Raw genomic sequence first — 15,467 nt, forward strand, 5'->3', positions numbered from 1 at the left:
CCGCCCGTCCGGTCAGGGTTTCTGACCGGCGCCGGTGATGTGCCCGCTGACGGTGTTGAAGTACTGGTTGTAGTCGTCGGCGGACATCTTGTTGACCTCGTCGGCGTTGTCGTACGCCTTCGAGGCCTTGTTCACCGCGTCCGCGACCTCGTCGAGCGCCTTGCAGAGGTCGTGGATCGCCGTGCGGGTGGTGTCCCGCAGCGCGTTCGTGCCCTGGATCGGCGTGAAGATCTTGCTCTGCGCCGTCAGGAACACGCCGGGCTTGAGCTGGATGCCGTCGAGTTTCGCCGGCAGGTCCTTCAGCGGCCCGTCCGCGAGCGCCTGCATGTTCTTCGCGAACGTGCGCATCGCCTCGGTGTTGACCGCGGTGACGCCCCGGCCCGGATGCTCGGAACCGCCCGGCACCGGCGGCGGCTTGCCGACGTCGCCCGGCGGGATCCACTCGTTCTTCACGTCCGGCGGGGTCTGGTCGCCCGGACTGTGGAACTTCCCGTCGTCCGAGGTCTTCTGATGGGTGTGCGAATCGTTGTTCATCCCGTAGTTCGTGTCACCTGGCGCGACCATGGCCGTTCACCCTCCTTTCTGGTCAGTTGCGGCGAGGCGGGCGGCGTCAGTTGGCGGCGAACCGCTTGGCGTTGTTGCCCTCGGTGTTCGAGGTGCCCTCGTTGATCTGGCCGAGGGTCTGCGCGGCGGCGTCGAGCGCCTGCGGCAGCGTGAGCGCCGCCTGGTGGCAGTAGTTGTAGGTCTCGTGGAACATGTCCGCCGCGACACCGGTCCAGTTTTCGCGCTGGCCCTCGATGACGGCCTTCATCTGGTCCAGCAGCTCGGTGATCTGGTTGGACTGCTGCTTCGCCTGCCCGACGGTGTCCTGCATGGTGGCGAAACTGATCTGGAACTGGCCCAAAGCCATGGGAATGTCCTTTCGTGGGAAGGAAGGGGATCAGAAGCCCTGCAGACCGCCGCCGCCGATGACCGTCGCGGCGTTGTGGGCGGTGGAGGTGTTGTCCGAGTCCCGGCTGTCGTACTCGCTCGCCGAGGTCTGCACGTTCTGCGCGAGCTCGTCCAGCTTCTGCACGATCTTGCGGACCGTCTGGTCGAACTGGCCCATCGCCTGGTTGAACACGTTCGCCGAGTCCGACCGCCAGGTGCCGAACAGCGTCTGCATGGTGCCGTCGACCTTCTGGTTCACCCCGGTGATGTTCTGCCCGGTGTCGCTGATCGTCTGCGCGCCCTTGCGCATGACGCTGGTGTCGACGCGGGCGCCGTCCTGCGAAGCCATGCTTTCTCCTCTGGTCGGGTTCTCCGGATATGACGGACTGGCATGCCAGACCGCCGATGTCGCCGCGGATGCCCTTCGTTCGGCCGATACGACAGAGCACGGGGAGACTGCGGACTTACGGTAAGCGCCGGTCTACGGGTTGTCGCCGCGTTGTTCCCTTCTGAACACCAGTGCGCGGACGGCGGGGCAAGGGGCTCCTCCACCCGGGGGGCGCGGGCAGCGGCAACGCTTTCCGCGGGACCTGGTTACGCGCGATTGCCCGTTCAGGCACCGCCGTTGCCCTGGTTCGCCGTTCGCGCTCATGCGAGCGGGAATCGCGAGTGGACTTGCGCGGTCCTCTGTGGACGGACGCCGCCTCCGCGATCAGCCGCGAAGGGCCCCTGGAGGTGCGGGGCCGCTGCGGATTGCCCGTTCAGGCACTGGCTGGTGCCCGCGTTCGCGGTTCGCGCTCATGCGAGCGGAAATCGCGGGCGGACTTGCGGTGTCCGTTGTGGACGGACGTCGCCGACCGTCCGGGCGGGGAACCCGCGAGAATCAGGGTTCCCCGCACGGCGGTCAGTACTTGAGCGTGAAGGCGAAGTCGCCGGAGAGCTTGCCGCTCAGCCGGACTCCCGACACGACCTTCCCCTCGGCGAGCAACCGCTCGACCTCAGCCCGGGGCAGACGGCAGCCCTCGGCGATGAGCCGAACCGGGCGGACCGGGATCCGGGCCGCGAAGCCGACCGAGACGTCGATCGCGTCCTGGTCCAAGTGGTCCGGACCACCGGTGTCGAGCCGCCAGGCGCCCTCCCAGTCGAGCGCGACGCGGTTGCGCCGTCGCAGGACCGGGTCCCGGAGGAGTTCGGCGGCGAGGCCGGGATCGTTGTGGTGCAAGCGGTCCAGCAGATCCGGCCGGACCGAGCGCACCTTCGCCCGTTCGAACACGGTGAGTTTCGCCGTTTCCCCGCAACCGGTGCAGAGCACGAGAAGCCAGGCGTCGACGAGTTTGTGGTTGGCGTTGACCCGGAACTTGCCGTCCGCCCGGAAAAGCCCGGACGAGCACGTATGGCAGCGCCGCCGGACGAGCGGCAGGCAAGTGGGCAGGACTGTCCAGTGAAAGAGCACAGGAGTACACCGATTCCAGTGAGAATTCCGCAGCACGAAGAAGCGCGACGCTCGAACGCGGCGCGCGACGGGATCAGAGCTTGGGATGCCTCACGCGATGTACAACGGCACGTCCTCGCCTAGCCGACACTGGTCGGGCGACAGTAGCCGCGGACGCGGGCGCGGCTCCACCGGATTTTCCGTCAGCCCGGCTCCGGCGCGCTCGTGTACTCGACATACAGCGGACTGGCCAGCACCACCCGGGTCGGCGGGGTGCGTTCCTCCCGGGTGAAATGGGCCGGGGTGTTCGTGACGGCCAGATCGGCCGTCAGGCGCGCGTACCCCGCCATCCAGCCCGCCAGTTCGGGCGGCGTCCGCCGGTCCAGGTCCCCGAGCAGGAAGTGCAGCGCCTGAGAGAAGGACTTCCCGGTCAGCTCGTCGAGGAAATCCGCCATCCCGCCGCTGTGCGAGATCGGCAGCCCGATCATTTCGGCGGGCGGGGGCGTGCGCGTGCCGACCAGATGCTCCGGCGAACCGTGCAGGAGCAGCCGGGGCTCGTCGCCGTTCGCGGGCTCCCAGAAAAGCAGCGCGGCCGACTGTCCGCCGTGGCTTCCGCCGTGCACGACGCGGTAGTTCAGCCGCGCCTCGAACTGCACCCATTGCCCGGGGACCAGCTCGTCGTCGGTGTACCACCGCGCGGAGGTCCCGATCTTCCGGACCGCCCGGTCGAGCCCCGGATGGGCGGCCCGGCCGGACAGGTGCACGCGAAGCTCGACGCCCGGGACCTTCCCGGCGACCTCCGACGCCCGGGCCAGGTGCTTGTCCAGCCCCTGGCTCTCGAACTGGCTGAGCTTGGCCTCGGAGACGTACACCAGTTCCCGCATGGGAACCGATCCTGGCGGGCCCGGAGGCACCCGGTCAACGTCAGCCGACCGCCGCCAGTTCTCCCGGCTCCTGCGCGGCCTCCTGCCGGGCGTACCGGCGCGCCATCGCCGCGCACACGATCAGCTGAATCTGGTGGAACAGCATCAGCGGCAGCACGATCAGCCCGACCTCGGCGTGCCCGAACAGCACCGTCGCCATCGGCAGGCCGCTCGCCAGGCTCTTCTTCGAACCGCAGAACATGATCGTGATCCGGTCCGCGCGGGCGAACCCGAGCAGCCGCGCGCCGCCGCTCGTCGCGGCGAGCACCGCCGCCAGCAGGACGCAGCAGGCCGCGACCAGCGCCAGCAGCGGGCCGACGTCCAGCTGGTGCCAGATCCCCTCGGTCATCCCCTCGCTGAACGCGGTGTAGACCACCAGCAGGATCGAACCGCGGTCGACGATCTTGAGCGGCGCGGAATGCCGCTGCACCCATCCGCCGATCCAGCGGCGTGCCAGCTGCCCGGCGACGAACGGCACCAGCAGCTGCAGCACGATGTCCAGCACCGCCGAACCGCTCACGCCCGGTCCGTCGGTGGCCAGCAGCAGCGCGACGAGCAGCGGCGTCAGCACGATGCCGAGCAGATTGGACAGCGACGCGCTGCAGATCGCCGCGGCGACGTTGCCCTTCGCGATCGAGGTGAACGCGATCGACGACTGGACGGTCGAGGGCAGCAGGCAGAGGAACAGCACGCCGGTGTACAGCGGCGAGGTCAGCAGCCCGGGGGAGAGGAACGACGCGGCGAGCCCCAGCAACGGGAAGAGCACGAAAGTGGCGCAGAGCACCGTGACGTGCAACCGCCAGTGCCGCATCCCTTCGACCGCTTCCTGGCTGGAAAGCCTTGCGCCGTAAAGGAAGAACAGCAGACCGACCGCGATCTTCGTCACCACGCCGAATCCGGTCGCGACCGCGCCGGAGGCGGGCAGCAGCGAGGCGATGCCCACGGTGACGAGGATCAGGGCGATGAACGGGTCGATCCGCAGCTTGGCGAGCAAAGCCGAGACGGGGCGGGCGAACGAAGCGAGCACGGTGGATCTCCTTTCCCGGTCATTCTCCCGTCGCCGACGGTCATTCGGAACCCCGATGACCGTACTGACTGTCATTGTGAAAGCCGATAAGATGTGACGCATGCTGGATCCGCGGTTGTGCCGTTCTTTCCTTGCCGTGGCGGAAACTCGCAGCTTCACGGCGGCGGCGAGGCGGCTCGGTGTGGGGCAGCCCACAATCAGCCAGCACATCCGGCGGCTCGAGTCCGAGGCGGGCGGATTGCTGTTCGCCCGGGACACGCACGCGGTCGACCTGACCGCGCGCGGGCAGGCGATGCTCGGGTTCGCGCAGACCATTGTGGACACCGAGGACCGCGCGGCCCGGCATTTCCGCGGCGCGCAGGTGCGCGGCCGGGTCCGGTTCGGGGTGTCGGAGGACTTCGCGCTCGGCGAGCTGCCGGACATCCTGCGGCGGCTGCGGGAAAGCCATCCGCTGGTGGACGTCGAACTGCACGTGGAACTGTCCGATGTGCTCGCCCGCCGGATCGCCGACGGCCGCCTCGACCTGGTGCTCGGCAAACGCCGCCCGGGCGCGCCCGGCCCGGGGCGGCTGCTGCGCCGCGAACCCCTGGTGTGGATCGGCTCGGCGGCGACGGACCTCACGCCCGGCCATCCGGTGCCGCTGGTGCAGTACCCGATGCCGTCGGTCACCCGGCAGCTGGCGGTGGAAACGCTCGAGCGCGCCGGGCTGGAATGGCGGGCGGCCTGCCAGACCTCGAGCCTGACCGGCCTGCGCGCGGCGGCGGCCGCCGGGCTCGGGATCACCGTGCACGCGCGGAGCCTGGTGCCGTCCGACCTGGTCGAATTGCCCGCCGAACTCGGCCTGCCGGATCCGGGCGACGTCGATTTCATCCTGCTGTCGCGCGACGGCAGCGAGGGCCCGGTGGCGGCGCTGGCGGAGTTCGTGGTGGCGCGGATCGGGTCAGCGGCGTCGTTCGAGAGCTGAGCGGAGCCGCAGCAGCGCGCGGTGTTGTGCCACCCGTACCGCGCCCGGGGTGGAGTCGACCGCTTCGGCCGCTTCGTCGGCAGAGAGCCCGACTACTATGCGCAGCAACACAATCTCCCGCTGTCGCTCCGGCAGCAGCTGCAGCAGCCGAGCCAGCTGCCGGTTCAGCTCCGCGCGCAGCGCCCGTTCCTCCGGTCCGTCGGCCAGATCGACCGCCTCCGGCATCTCGGCCACCGTCTCGGTCCGGTTGCGCGCGTGCGCCCGGTGCGCGTCCGCCACTTTGTGCTGCGCGATCCCGTAAACGAAAGCGAGAAACGGCCGCCCCTGATGCCGGTAACCGGGCAGCGCGGTCAGCAACGCGAGACAGACTTCCTGCGCCACGTCGTCCGCGGACGAATATGCGTCGGCGCCGCCGAGCCGGGCCCGGCAGTAGCGCACGATCAGCGGCTGCACCGCGGCGAGCAGGTCCTGCGCGGCGTCCGGGTCGCCCTCGACCGCCGCGCGCACCGGGCCGTCGAAGCCGAACCGGCCGGCCGGGGCGCGCGGCGCGGCCAAGGCGGTCGCCTCGGTTTTCACCCGGGTCAACGCTTCTTCGACGTCGAGCGCCGAGCGCAGCGCGTTGACCAGTGCGGCTTCGGCTTCGCGCAGCTCGGTCATCAGCGACTCCTCGCGCCCGGCCAGGCCGAGCCGGTGCTTCAGCCGTTCCCGCGCGTGCCGCAGATTCGAGCGGACTGTGGTGCCCGCCATGCCGAGCGCGGAGGCGATTGCGGCGGGCGAAAACCCGTTGAGCGACCAGGTCAGCACCGTGCGCTGGGTTTCCGGCAGCGTCGAAAGCAGTTCGACCCCGCGCGCGTTCCGTTCCACGACCGAGGTCAGCCGGTCGCCCGGCGGGTCCGCGGACGGCGTGCCGCCGTCGAACCACGTCTGCTCGGCGGCGAGCCGGACGGCGGTCAGCCGCACCGCGACGCGCGGGTCGCCCGGCGGCGGCCACGTCCCGGTTTCCTGGACGAACGCCTCCACCGCCACCTCGCGCGCGGTGGCCGGGCCGAGCCCGCCCGCGCACAGGAACGCCACGAGGCGAGGGAATTCGCCCCGGAAGAAGCCGTCGAACCCCGCCACGCGCACCCCCTCCCGATCCCGCACTTGTCGAACAGGTGCGGTGGCGCGCCCGTGGGATGTAACGATCCGGTCACGGAAATGTGGTTAACCCCGGGACGGGCGGGTACCTGGGTCGGACGGGCAGGCCGGCCTCGGACGCGGCGGAAGGGGGAAACGGTGCGCGGAAAAGGAAAACCCGGACTCTCCGGACCCGGAGAGCGCCCGGCGCGGGGGCCGTAGCACGTCCGGTGCCAACCGCGTCCGCGATGTGAGCTGAATCGAAATTTCGCGCGCGGGCGGTGATCGGTGGTAACTTGGAAAGCCGGTCGTCCGCCGGGTCCTTCGCGGCCCGGGGCGGTTCGGCCGAAAAGCCCACCGAACACCCTCCGAAGGCATGGCGTGCCCGTGCGCGCGGAGAAGTCGGTTGACCACGGTTCGACAATGAGGACAGGAGGTGAAAAGCAACAATGGAACTCACGGCCACCAGCTGGCTCGCCCGCGCGGCGTGCCAGGACGAGGACCCGGAACTGTTCTTCCCGATTTCCGACATGGGTCCGGGGGCGCAGCAGGTCGCGAAGGCCAAGGCGGTCTGCGCGCGATGCCCGGTCCGCGCGGAATGCCTTTCCTATGCTCTCGACAACGGTCTCGGCAACGGGATCTTCGGGGGAACTACCGAGCTGGAGCGCCGGAAGCTGGTGCGAACCGGCTCCGCCGCCGCACGGCATCGAGTCGCCTGACCGCGAGCCGGTGACCATTTCCCGGCGGCGAGGGCGCCAGCAGTTTCCCCCACCACGACCGGCCGCAAAGCCCGGAACTCGGTGGTTGCGCCCGGGCGGCGATCGCAGCACAGCGATCGCCGCCCGGGCGTTTTATTCGTCGAACGTTTCGGCGAGTCCATAGGGCGCCAATGCCGCCGTTTCGAACGCGGCCATCGCCGTGACCAGTCCGTTTCGCACGGTGAGGACGCTGACGCCGAAAGCGCGATAAACCGATTCGCCGGGCCGACGCAGATAAGTCGCGACCGCGGGCTGCCGGTTCGCCCGCACCGGCGCCATCCGGAAACTGCCCCGGTAGTACGGCGAGCGCGGATCGAAACTCGGTCCGAGCGCGCCGAGAATCCGATCGCGATTGTCGAACCACAACGAGTACGGCGGCATCACCGCACGCGCGTCCTCGCTGAGCACAGCGGCCACCGCCTGCACGTCCGCCGATTCGTAGGCGGCGATGAACTTCCGCAGCAGCGCCGTTTCCTCGGCGGTCGTGCTGTCCGGAGCGGACCACTCGGCGCGCCGGGCGGGGAGCTTGGCGCGCAACGTCTCCCGGCCCCGCTGCAGCGCGCTGTTCGCCGAGGCCACCGAGGTGCCCAGCAGTTCGGCAGTGTCCTTTGCGGACCAATCGAGCACGTCGCGCAGGATCAGCGCGGCCCGCTGCCGCGGCGGGAGCAACTGGATGGTGGCGAGGAACGCCAGTTCGATGGTTTCCCGTTCGACGACCGCGGCGCCGGTGTCGTCCGGCGCCGCGGGGTCGAGCAGAAGATCGGGGAACGGGCTCAGCCACGGCACGTCGAGCGCGGAGATCGCGCCCGCCGGGTCGGCCGCCGGGCCCAGTTCGTCCGGCAGCACCCGCCGCGGCCGCCGGGCGAGCGCGTCGAGGCAGACGTTCGTGGCGATCCGGTACAGCCACGTCCGCACGCTCGCCCGCCCGGCGAAGCCGGAGCGGCCTTTCCAGGCCCGGAGAAACGCCTCCTGCGTGAGGTCCTCGGCCTCCTCGAACGAACCGCTCATCCGGTAGCAGTGCACGCGGATCTCGCGCCGGTGCCGTTCGATCAGGGCGCCGAACTCCTCGTCGCTGGTCACCCGGGCAACGGTAGCTCAGGCGGCCTCGTCCGCCAGCCGTTCCAGCCCGCTCTTCGTCTTGAGCGGCAGGTGCTTCAGGAACGCGACCGCGACCACCACGAGCAGCGCGATCGGCGCGCTGATCAGGAACAGATCGCTGGTCGCGACCCCGTAGGCCTCCCGGATCACGGTCACGACCGGAGCGGGCAGCTGCGCCAGGTCGGGCACCTTCCCGCCGCTGCCGGACCCGGCGGACGCGGCGGGCCCGAGCCCGTCGGCGATGAGCGTGCCGACCCGGCTGGCCAGCACCGCGCCGAGCGCGCTCACGCCGATCGACCCGCCGAGGCTGCGGAAGAACGACAGCGTCGAGGTCGCCGCGCCGAGGTCGGCGGCGGGCACGTCGTTCTGCGTCACCAGCACCAGGTTCTGGTTGAGCATGCCCACGCCGACGCCGAGCACCAGCATGAACAGGCTCAGCTCCACCAGCGAGGTGTGCGCGTCGATCAGCCCGAGCAGGCCCAGCCCGGCCGCCATCAGCACCGAGCCGAGCAGCAGGAACGGCTTCCACTTGCCGGTGCGGCTGATCAGCTGGCCGGACACCGTGGACGAAACCAGCAGGCCGAAGATCATCGGCAGGCTCATCAGCCCGGCCACCGTCGGCGATTTGCCGAGCGCCAGCTGGAAATACTGCGAGAGGAACACGGTGCCGCCGAACATCGCGACGCCGACCAGGAAGCTCGCGACAGTGGCGAGCGTGACCGTGCGGTTGCGGAACAGCTTCAGCGGCACGACCGGCTCGCGCACCTTCGACTCGACCCACACCGCGAGCACCAGCACGAGCACGCCGGCGGGCACGAGCACCGCGGTCTGCCAGGAACCCCATGCGAAGGTCGAGCCGGCCAGCGACGACCACACCAGCAGCGTCGACACGCCGAGCATGATCAGGAACGCGCCGAGGTAGTCGACGTGCACCTCGCGGCGCAGGGTCGGCAGGTCCAGGGTGCGCTGCAGCAACAGGATCGCGGCGAGCGCGAACGGCACGCCGAGGAAGAAGCACCAGCGCCAGCCGAGCCACGAGGTGTCCACGAGCACGCCGCCGATCAGCGGTCCGGCGACCGTGCCGACCGCGAAGACCGCGCCGAAGACGCCAGAGAACTTGCCCAGCTCGCGCGGCGAAACGATGGCCGCCATGATCACCTGGGCGAGCGCGGTGAGCCCGCCGCCGCCGATGCCCTGGGCGATCCGGCTGAGGATCAGCACGTCGATGTTCTGTGCGAACCCGGCCACCAGCGACCCGACGACGAACAGCCCGAGCGAGAGCTGGATCAGCAGTTTCTTGTTGTACAGGTCGGAAAGCTTGCCCCACAGCGGGACGGTCGCGGTCATCGCGAGCAGTTCGGTGGTGACGACCCAGGTGTAGGACGACTGGCTGCCGCCCAGCTCGGACACGATCCGCGGCAGCGCGTTCGCGACCACAGTGGACGCGAGGATGGCGACGAAAATGCCCATCATCAGGCCGGACATCGCCTGCAGCACTTGCCGGTGGCTCATCGCCGGGGAAGGCGCGGGAGATTCCGCGGTGGACAGGGACATGGACAGTCCTTTCCGGACTCGGGAGGGGTCAGCGCGGGTCGGGCAGGCCGGCGGCAGCGGCGGCGGCGGCCTCGTCGAAGATCTCGAGCAGCGGCTGGGCGCCGTCGCGGGCGGCCCACCGGCTGAGCGAGGTGTTGAGCACTCCGCCCGCGACGGCCAGCAGCAGCGACGGGAACAGGTCCTTCTCCGCGTCGGTGCCGGAGCGCTGGGCGATGGCCGCGATCATCGGATCGCGCGAGCCGGAGTTGAGCGTCGTCGCGCGGATGAGCAGCGACGGGTCGCCGTGGATGATCCGCAGCCGGGTCAGCCACTCGTCGCGGTCCCGCTCGATGTCGGCGAGGTCGTCCCGGACAGTCGCGATGAACGCGGGAAACGCGTCGATCCCGTCCGGCTGCGCGAGGAACCGGGCGATCGTCTGCTCGGCCCGCTCCGCGTGGTCGGCGTACGCGAGCAGCACGGCGTCTTCCTTGACCGGGAAGTAGTTGAAGAACGTGCGCGCGGACACGCCCGCCTCGGCGGCGATGTCGTCGACGGTGACCTGGTCCAGACCACGCTCGTCGATCAGCCGAAGCGCCGCGAGCGCGATCGTGCGGTGGGTTTCGAGCTTCTTGCGCTCGCGAAGTCCGGGAGAGGGCACTTGATCAGCGTAGCCAGATCTTGCAGAGTCTGCAAAGTTGCAGTTTGTGAATCAGGGCACCTCGTGCCGCTCCGGGAGCGGGCTGGCAGACTCACCCACCGTGAGCGGAACGGTGCTGGTACTAGGCGGACGCAGCGAAATCGGGACGGCGGTGGCCGTCCGGCTGGCGCGCGGGGGAGCGAAGCGGTTCGTGCTGGCCGCGCGACCGGGCGCGGACCTCAGCGAGCAGACCGCCGCCCTGCGTGAAGCGGGCGCGGAGGTTGTCGCGACCGAGGACTTCGACGCCGACGACCTCTCCGCGCACCGTCCGCTGCTCGAGCGCGTCCTCAAGGAGCATGGACCGCTCGAGACGGTCGTGCTGGCGTTCGGCATCCTCGGCGACCAAGCCCGCGCCGAGACCGACGCCGCGCACGCCACCGCGATCGTGCACACCGATTACGTCGCACAGGTGTCCGTGCTCACTCACACGGCGGAACTGTTGCGCACTCAGGGTTCCGGAAATCTGGTCGTCTTCTCGTCCGTCGCCGGGATTCGCGTGCGGCGGGCGAACTACGTGTACGGCTCGGCGAAAGCGGGTCTCGACGGGTTCGCCTCGGGACTGTCCGACGCGCTGCACGGCACCGGCGTCCACCTGCTCCTCGTGCGCCCGGGTTTCGTGATCGGCCGGATGACCGAAGGAATGTCTCCCGCGCCGTTCTCCAGCACCGCCGATCAGGTGGCCGACGCGACTGTCGCCGCCTTGCGCCGCCGCCGGGAAGTCGTGTGGGTGCCGGGCATGTTGCGCTTGGTGTTCGCGGCGATGCGGTTCGTGCCGCGCGCGGTGTGGCGGCGCATGCCGCGCTGAACTCCCGGTGCCCGAAGGGATACCGGCTGTCGCCGCGCACTCCGCCGAACGGGCAGCATCACATGTTCGCGACAGGTTTCTCAGGCTATTCCCAGCTAACGCGGTGATCCTCGAACGCGGGGGTCGAAATCCGTCCCCCGGGAAGCGAGGAACCGGCCGTGCTGATCACGTCCCGGGGCCGCCGGATCGGCGGCCGTGCGGTGCTGGGGGTGGTGTCCACCCTCGTGCTGGGCGCCACCGGATTCGCGTGGTCGCAACTGCACCGGCTGGACACCAGCCTCGTCACCGCCGACGTCATCGCCCCGTCCGCGCAGGTCCCGGACACCCCGGCCGGGGAACCGCTCACCGTCGCGCAGAACATTCTGTTGGTAGGTCTCGATTCCCGCACCAAACCGGACGGGACGCCGCTGCCGCAGAACGTGCTCGACGCGCTGCACGCGGGCGGGGGAGACGACGGCGGCAACACCACCGACACGATGATCGTGGTGCACGTCCCGGTCGGCGGGGCGGCCGCCACCGCGATCTCGATCCCGCGCGATTCCTATGTGGACATTCCAGGGTACGGCAAGCACAAGATCAATTCGGCGTACAGCCGCGCTCGGGCCGATCAGCGCGGAAAGCTTGCGCAGCAAGGAATGAGCGGCCCGGAACTGGAAGTCGCCGCGGACGCCGCGGGGGCGAAATCGGCGATCGCCGCGGTGCAGAAACTCACCGGGCTCACCATCAATCATTACGCGGCGGTCAATCTCTCCGGATTCGCCGCGCTGAGCCAGGCGGTCGGCGGGGTGCAGGTGTGCCTGAAGGCCCCCGTGCACGATTCCTTCTCCGGCGCGGATTTCCCCGCCGGGACGCAGACCATTTCCGGTACGCAAGCGCTCGCCTTCGTCCGGCAGCGGCACGGCCTGCCCAACGGCGACCTGGACCGGATCGCGCGGCAGCAGGCGTTCATGTCGGCGATGGCGAAAACCGTCCTGGGCTCCGGCACCTTCGCCGATCCGGCGCGGCTTTCGTCCCTGGTGGACGCTTTGGAAGGTTCGGTCACGCTCGACCACGGCTGGAACCTGCTGAGCTTCGCCCAGCAACTGCACGGCCTCAGCTCAGGCGCGATCTCCTTCGGCACGATCCCGGTGCAGAGCCTGTCGCTGGCCACCCCGTCCGACGGCGACGCGGTGAAGGTGGATCCAGCGCAGGTGCGGCAATTCGTGCAGACGCAGATCAGCTCGCCGGACGCCGCGGCATCCGGAGGAACCTCCGACCCGGGCACCGTCCACCCGTCATCGAGCGGCGGGGTGGTGCGGCCGATCGCGGAGACCACGACGCCGACCCCTCCGGCAGGCACCCCGGCGCAGCCGAAGATGACGGCGGCCAGCGGGTGCGTGAATTAGGCGAGCGGCAGTGTGATGGTGAACGCCGGGTCCCGGGGGTGACGACGGGCTGCTGGTGCGTGAATTAGGCCAGTGGCAGCGTGATCGTAAATGCGGCCCCGCCTTCGGGCGCCGGTCCGGCAGTGAGCGTCCCGCCCATCCGCGTCACCAGCCCGTGTGCCAGCGCGAGCCCGATGCCGGATCCGACGGGGCGGCTGTCGCGGTACCGCGCATTGAGCACGCCCCGCTCGAAAGCCACCGGGTAGTCCTCCGGCGCGAGCCCGGGCCCGCCGTCGCGGACTGACAGGTGGGCGTGGCCGTCCGCGACCGCCAGGGCGAACACCATCGGCGCACCCGCGGGCGTGACGCGCAGGGCGTTCTCCGCCAGCCCGTCCACGACCTGGTGCAGCCGCCGGGCGTCGGCGGTGACCATCGCGGCTCCCGGGGGCGTCTGGACGGTCAGCGGGACGTCCGTGCGCGCGCACCGCAGCTGCCACACCTCCGCGCAGTCCCGGACCAGCGCGGCGAAGTCGAAAACGTCCAGGTCGAGCTGGAATTCGTCGGCCCCGAGACGGGCGAGCTCCAGCAGGTCGGACACGAGCCGTTCCAGGCGTTGGGCCTCGCGGTGGATCGTCTCGCCGGCGCGGCGGGCGTCCGGGCCTTCCGCGACTCCGTCGGCGATCGCCTCGGCGAAACCGGTCACCGCGGTCAACGGGGTGCGAAGTTCGTGCGACACCGACAGCAGGAACTCCCGTTGCCGGGATTCGCTGCGGGCCAGCGCGTCGGCGAGTTCGTTCAACGAGCCCGCGACCTGCGCGACCTCGGCTGGGCCTTCGACCGGAACCCGGACGTCGCGCCGGCCCGCGCTGAGGCTGCCCGCGGCGGCGGCCGCGCGGCGCAGGGGGCGGCCGAGCAAGCGACCGGAGACGTATCCGGCGATGGCGGCGACCAAAAGCCCGATGCCCAATGCCAGAAGGATGTTGCGCAGCAACGCATGTTGCGTGGATTCGGCGCTGCGCACCGGCTGCACGAGCGCGAACGCGACTTCCGGGCCGACCGGGCGCACCTCCACGAGGTAGTCGACACTGCCGATCGTGACCCGCGTCGAACGGTCCTTTCCGGACGTGAGCCCGGCCCGTTCCGCCGCGCGCACCGCCGTCGCCTGCCCGGAATTCTGGCCGCTGACCCGGTGCACGACGACCTCGATGCCCTGCCCCCGCACGACCGCGGCCACTTTGCCGATCGCGAGCCGGTTGCCGATGCCGGTGCCGTCGAGCTGCCCGGCGACGACGTCCGCCTGGTCCCGCAACGACTGCTGCAATACCGAATCGGCGGTGCTGCGGACCAGCCGGGACGCGACCAGCCCGGCCACGAGCACCGCGATCCCGGCAACTGCCAGGCACACCACGGTGATCCGGAGCGCGAGCGTGGTTTTCATCCGGCGTCCGCCGCGTAACCGATGCCCCGGACTGTCCGAATCGGACTGTCGTCGCCGAGTTTTGCCCGCAGCTGCGCGACATGCACGTCCACCGTGCGGGTCCCGGCCGCCGCGGCGTAGCCCCAGACCGCGCTCAGCAGCTGATCGCGCGACAACACCTGGCCGGGATGGCGCAGCAGGTAAGCGAGCAGATCGAACTCCGTGGAGGTGAGCGTGACCTCCGCCTCGCCTGCCCAAGCGCGACGGCCGGGAACGTCGATGCGCACACCGCCGCAAGCCAGTGTCGTGGCCGGACCGCCGGACGCGCGGCGCAGCACAGTCCGCACGCGGGCGGCGAGTTCGCGAGGGCTGAACGGTTTGGTGAGATAGTCGTCCGCGCCGATTTCGAGGCCCAGCAAGCGATCCAGCTCGTCGTCGCGCGCGGTCACGAACAGCACCGGCGTCCAGTCGCCCGCCGCGCGCAGCGCCCGGCAGATCTCGATGCCGTCCATTCCGGACAGTCCAATGTCGAGCACCACCGCGACCGGCCGCAACCGGCGGATCGCGTCGAGCGCCTTCGCGCCGTCCGGCTCGACCTCCACCCCGAACCCGTCGCGCCGCAGGTACAGCGCGGCGAGCTCGGCGATCGCGGTCTCGTCCTCCACGACGAGGACGAGACCGCGGCCAGCTGACCCCATGCGGGCTCCCGTTCCTCCGGCCGGCTACGTCGGGGGAAACGGTACGCGCGTCACCGCTGCCCGTCGCCCGCCATGTCGGACTGGATCGAGTCCAGCGTGGACTGGATGCTGCTCAGGTCGCCGTCCGGCGCCGCCCCCGACGACGGCGCCGAACTGTCGTCGCACGCCGCGCAGCCGAGCCAGACGACAGCGGCCGCGGCGGCGATCGCGATCAGCCGTTTCACTTCGGCGCCTGGCAGTGCGCCGCGGTGAACGCGTCGAGCTGCTTCGTCGCGTTCGCCAGCTCCCCGATCCGGCTCTGCCGCTTGTCCGCCCGCTTCTGCAGCCGGTCGGCCTGCGCGGTGTGCCCCTTCGTGCGGGCGTCGTTCGCGCGTGCCTTGAGATTCGCGACCGACCCGGAAACCTCCGGCCCGCCGTTGATCCGGTTGGCCAGGTTCTGGGCCTGTTTGTGCAGTTTCGGCACCCAGGCCGTGCACATCTGCTGCACCTCCTGCGGGCTCAGCGTGACCGGAGCCGGGGCCGGCGCCTGCGTGTCGGCGCTGGCGATCGGCGCGGCCACGAGCAGTCCGGCCGCGATCCCGCAGCCCGCCAGTGCCAGCCGCTTCGTTCCTCGCATCGTTCTCGTCCTCCTGCGTCGGTGTTCTGGAGACCACCCTCGCGCGCGGGTGTACGAGGGGTGTGGGACGAATGTTCGGGTTCGGTAAA

The 15,467-nt window shown here is 70.3% G+C and carries 18 protein-coding genes and 1 pseudogene; 4 read left to right on the forward strand and 15 right to left on the reverse strand.

Annotation, left to right across the window (positions count from 1 at the left end):
- Positions 1–12: 12 nt before the first annotated feature.
- The 6 genes from EIZ45_RS28700 to EIZ45_RS28725 all read right to left on the reverse strand — a co-directional run bounded on the left by EIZ45_RS28700 (position 13) and on the right by EIZ45_RS28725 (position 4,312).
- On the reverse strand, positions 13–564 hold the full coding sequence (locus EIZ45_RS28700) for a WXG100 family type VII secretion target (protein ID WP_037812616.1): 552 nt from the start codon (positions 562–564) through the stop codon (positions 13–15).
- Positions 565–610: 46 nt separating this feature from the next.
- Complete coding sequence (locus EIZ45_RS28705; protein ID WP_037812613.1) at positions 611–910, reverse strand: WXG100 family type VII secretion target; 300 nt, start codon at positions 908–910, stop codon at positions 611–613.
- Between the two features lie 30 nt (positions 911–940).
- Entirely contained in the window at positions 941–1,279 is a 339-nt protein-coding gene (locus EIZ45_RS28710) for a WXG100 family type VII secretion target (RefSeq protein WP_037812610.1), read from the reverse strand.
- A 555-nt stretch (positions 1,280–1,834) separates the two neighbouring features.
- Complete coding sequence (locus EIZ45_RS28715; RefSeq protein WP_134666739.1) at positions 1,835–2,383, reverse strand: DUF1062 domain-containing protein; 549 nt, start codon at positions 2,381–2,383, stop codon at positions 1,835–1,837.
- 182 nt (positions 2,384–2,565) lie between these two features.
- Entirely contained in the window at positions 2,566–3,246 is a 681-nt protein-coding gene (locus EIZ45_RS28720; RefSeq protein WP_134666737.1) for an SAVMC3_10250 family protein, read from the reverse strand.
- A gap of 40 nt (positions 3,247–3,286) precedes the next feature.
- Positions 3,287–4,312 (reverse strand): bile acid:sodium symporter family protein, encoded by a 1,026-nt coding sequence (locus tag EIZ45_RS28725; protein WP_205670130.1) that lies wholly within the window; start codon positions 4,310–4,312, stop codon positions 3,287–3,289.
- Between the two features lie 100 nt (positions 4,313–4,412).
- Here EIZ45_RS28725 and EIZ45_RS28730 point away from each other — a divergent pair, with 100 nt between their 5' ends.
- A complete protein-coding gene (locus tag EIZ45_RS28730; protein ID WP_037812605.1) occupies positions 4,413–5,276 on the forward strand; it encodes a LysR substrate-binding domain-containing protein in 864 nt (287 codons plus the stop codon).
- Here EIZ45_RS28730 and shbA read toward each other — a convergent pair.
- The gene (gene shbA, locus EIZ45_RS46970; protein WP_240690795.1) at positions 5,253–5,933 is read right to left on the reverse strand and encodes an RNA polymerase sigma factor ShbA; all 681 of its coding nucleotides are present in this window, start codon (positions 5,931–5,933) and stop codon (positions 5,253–5,255) included. The genes EIZ45_RS28730 and shbA overlap by 24 nt on opposite strands.
- A 48-nt stretch (positions 5,934–5,981) precedes the next feature.
- Positions 5,982–6,419: pseudogene (locus EIZ45_RS47685) on the reverse strand (RNA polymerase sigma factor); the annotation flags it as partial.
- 422 nt (positions 6,420–6,841) lie between these two features.
- On the opposite strand from EIZ45_RS47685, the gene EIZ45_RS28740 reads away from it, so the two are divergent.
- The gene (locus EIZ45_RS28740) at positions 6,842–7,111 is read left to right on the forward strand and encodes a WhiB family transcriptional regulator (RefSeq protein ID WP_037812602.1); all 270 of its coding nucleotides are present in this window, start codon (positions 6,842–6,844) and stop codon (positions 7,109–7,111) included.
- 132 nt (positions 7,112–7,243) lie between these two features.
- Here the strand turns inward: EIZ45_RS28740 and EIZ45_RS28745 are convergent, their stop codons facing one another.
- The 3 genes from EIZ45_RS28745 to EIZ45_RS28755 are packed head-to-tail and all read right to left on the reverse strand — an operon-like array spanning position 7,244 to position 10,439.
- Positions 7,244–8,230, reverse strand: coding sequence for an RNA polymerase subunit sigma-70 (locus EIZ45_RS28745; RefSeq protein ID WP_134666735.1), 987 nt, complete (start codon positions 8,228–8,230; stop codon positions 7,244–7,246).
- A gap of 15 nt (positions 8,231–8,245) precedes the next feature.
- Positions 8,246–9,802, reverse strand: a complete 1,557-nt coding sequence (locus EIZ45_RS28750) for an MDR family MFS transporter (protein WP_134666733.1) — start codon at positions 9,800–9,802, stop codon at positions 8,246–8,248.
- A gap of 28 nt (positions 9,803–9,830) precedes the next feature.
- The gene (locus EIZ45_RS28755) at positions 9,831–10,439 is read right to left on the reverse strand and encodes a TetR family transcriptional regulator (protein ID WP_134666731.1); all 609 of its coding nucleotides are present in this window, start codon (positions 10,437–10,439) and stop codon (positions 9,831–9,833) included.
- A gap of 100 nt (positions 10,440–10,539) precedes the next feature.
- Between EIZ45_RS28755 and EIZ45_RS28760 the strand changes: the two genes are divergently transcribed.
- A complete protein-coding gene (locus tag EIZ45_RS28760) occupies positions 10,540–11,283 on the forward strand; it encodes an SDR family NAD(P)-dependent oxidoreductase (RefSeq protein WP_134666729.1) in 744 nt (247 codons plus the stop codon).
- Between the two features lie 158 nt (positions 11,284–11,441).
- Positions 11,442–12,668 carry an LCP family protein gene (locus tag EIZ45_RS28765; protein WP_037812591.1) on the forward strand — a complete coding sequence of 409 codons (1,227 nt, stop codon included), beginning with the start codon at positions 11,442–11,444 and terminating at the stop codon, positions 12,666–12,668.
- Positions 12,669–12,732: 64 nt separating this feature from the next.
- Here the strand turns inward: EIZ45_RS28765 and EIZ45_RS28770 are convergent, their stop codons facing one another.
- From EIZ45_RS28770 to EIZ45_RS28780, 4 genes are read right to left on the reverse strand one after another with little or no spacing between them, the layout of a single operon-like run.
- Entirely contained in the window at positions 12,733–14,085 is a 1,353-nt protein-coding gene (locus tag EIZ45_RS28770) for a sensor histidine kinase KdpD (protein ID WP_134666727.1), read from the reverse strand.
- Entirely contained in the window at positions 14,082–14,762 is a 681-nt protein-coding gene (locus EIZ45_RS28775; protein WP_134666725.1) for a response regulator transcription factor, read from the reverse strand. Before EIZ45_RS28775 ends, EIZ45_RS28770 begins: the two co-directional genes overlap by 4 nt.
- Positions 14,763–14,812: 50 nt before the next feature.
- Positions 14,813–14,986, reverse strand: a complete 174-nt coding sequence (locus EIZ45_RS46235; protein ID WP_167756585.1) for a hypothetical protein — start codon at positions 14,984–14,986, stop codon at positions 14,813–14,815.
- On the reverse strand, positions 14,983–15,378 hold the full coding sequence (locus EIZ45_RS28780) for a hypothetical protein (RefSeq protein ID WP_134666723.1): 396 nt from the start codon (positions 15,376–15,378) through the stop codon (positions 14,983–14,985). The genes EIZ45_RS46235 and EIZ45_RS28780 overlap by 4 nt, the downstream gene beginning before the upstream one ends.
- Between the last annotated feature and the right edge of the window lie 89 nt (positions 15,379–15,467).

Source organism: Amycolatopsis sp. CFH S0740, assembly GCF_004522315.1.
In the GTDB taxonomy this organism is placed as follows: Bacteria; Actinomycetota; Actinomycetes; order Mycobacteriales; family Pseudonocardiaceae; genus Amycolatopsis; species Amycolatopsis nivea.

Bases quoted from the DNA above. Each gene is read 5' to 3' on its own strand.
- EIZ45_RS28780 (WP_134666723.1), bottom strand. From the start codon at position 15,378: ATGCGAGGAACGAAGCGGCTGGCACTGGCGGGCTGCGGGATCGCGGCC.
- EIZ45_RS28775 (WP_134666725.1), bottom strand. From the start codon at position 14,762: ATGGGGTCAGCTGGCCGCGGTCTCGTCCTCGTCGTGGAGGACGAGACC.
- EIZ45_RS28750 (WP_134666733.1), bottom strand. From the start codon at position 9,802: ATGTCCCTGTCCACCGCGGAATCTCCCGCGCCTTCCCCGGCGATGAGC.
- EIZ45_RS28705 (WP_037812613.1), bottom strand. From the start codon at position 910: ATGGCTTTGGGCCAGTTCCAGATCAGTTTCGCCACCATGCAGGACACC.
- EIZ45_RS28730 (WP_037812605.1), top strand. From the start codon at position 4,413: ATGCTGGATCCGCGGTTGTGCCGTTCTTTCCTTGCCGTGGCGGAAACT.
- EIZ45_RS28770 (WP_134666727.1), bottom strand. From the start codon at position 14,085: ATGAAAACCACGCTCGCGCTCCGGATCACCGTGGTGTGCCTGGCAGTT.
- shbA (WP_240690795.1), bottom strand. From the start codon at position 5,933: ATGACCGAGCTGCGCGAAGCCGAAGCCGCACTGGTCAACGCGCTGCGC.
- EIZ45_RS28720 (WP_134666737.1), bottom strand. From the start codon at position 3,246: ATGCGGGAACTGGTGTACGTCTCCGAGGCCAAGCTCAGCCAGTTCGAG.
- EIZ45_RS28710 (WP_037812610.1), bottom strand. From the start codon at position 1,279: ATGGCTTCGCAGGACGGCGCCCGCGTCGACACCAGCGTCATGCGCAAG.
- EIZ45_RS28700 (WP_037812616.1), bottom strand. From the start codon at position 564: ATGGTCGCGCCAGGTGACACGAACTACGGGATGAACAACGATTCGCAC.
- EIZ45_RS28740 (WP_037812602.1), top strand. From the start codon at position 6,842: ATGGAACTCACGGCCACCAGCTGGCTCGCCCGCGCGGCGTGCCAGGAC.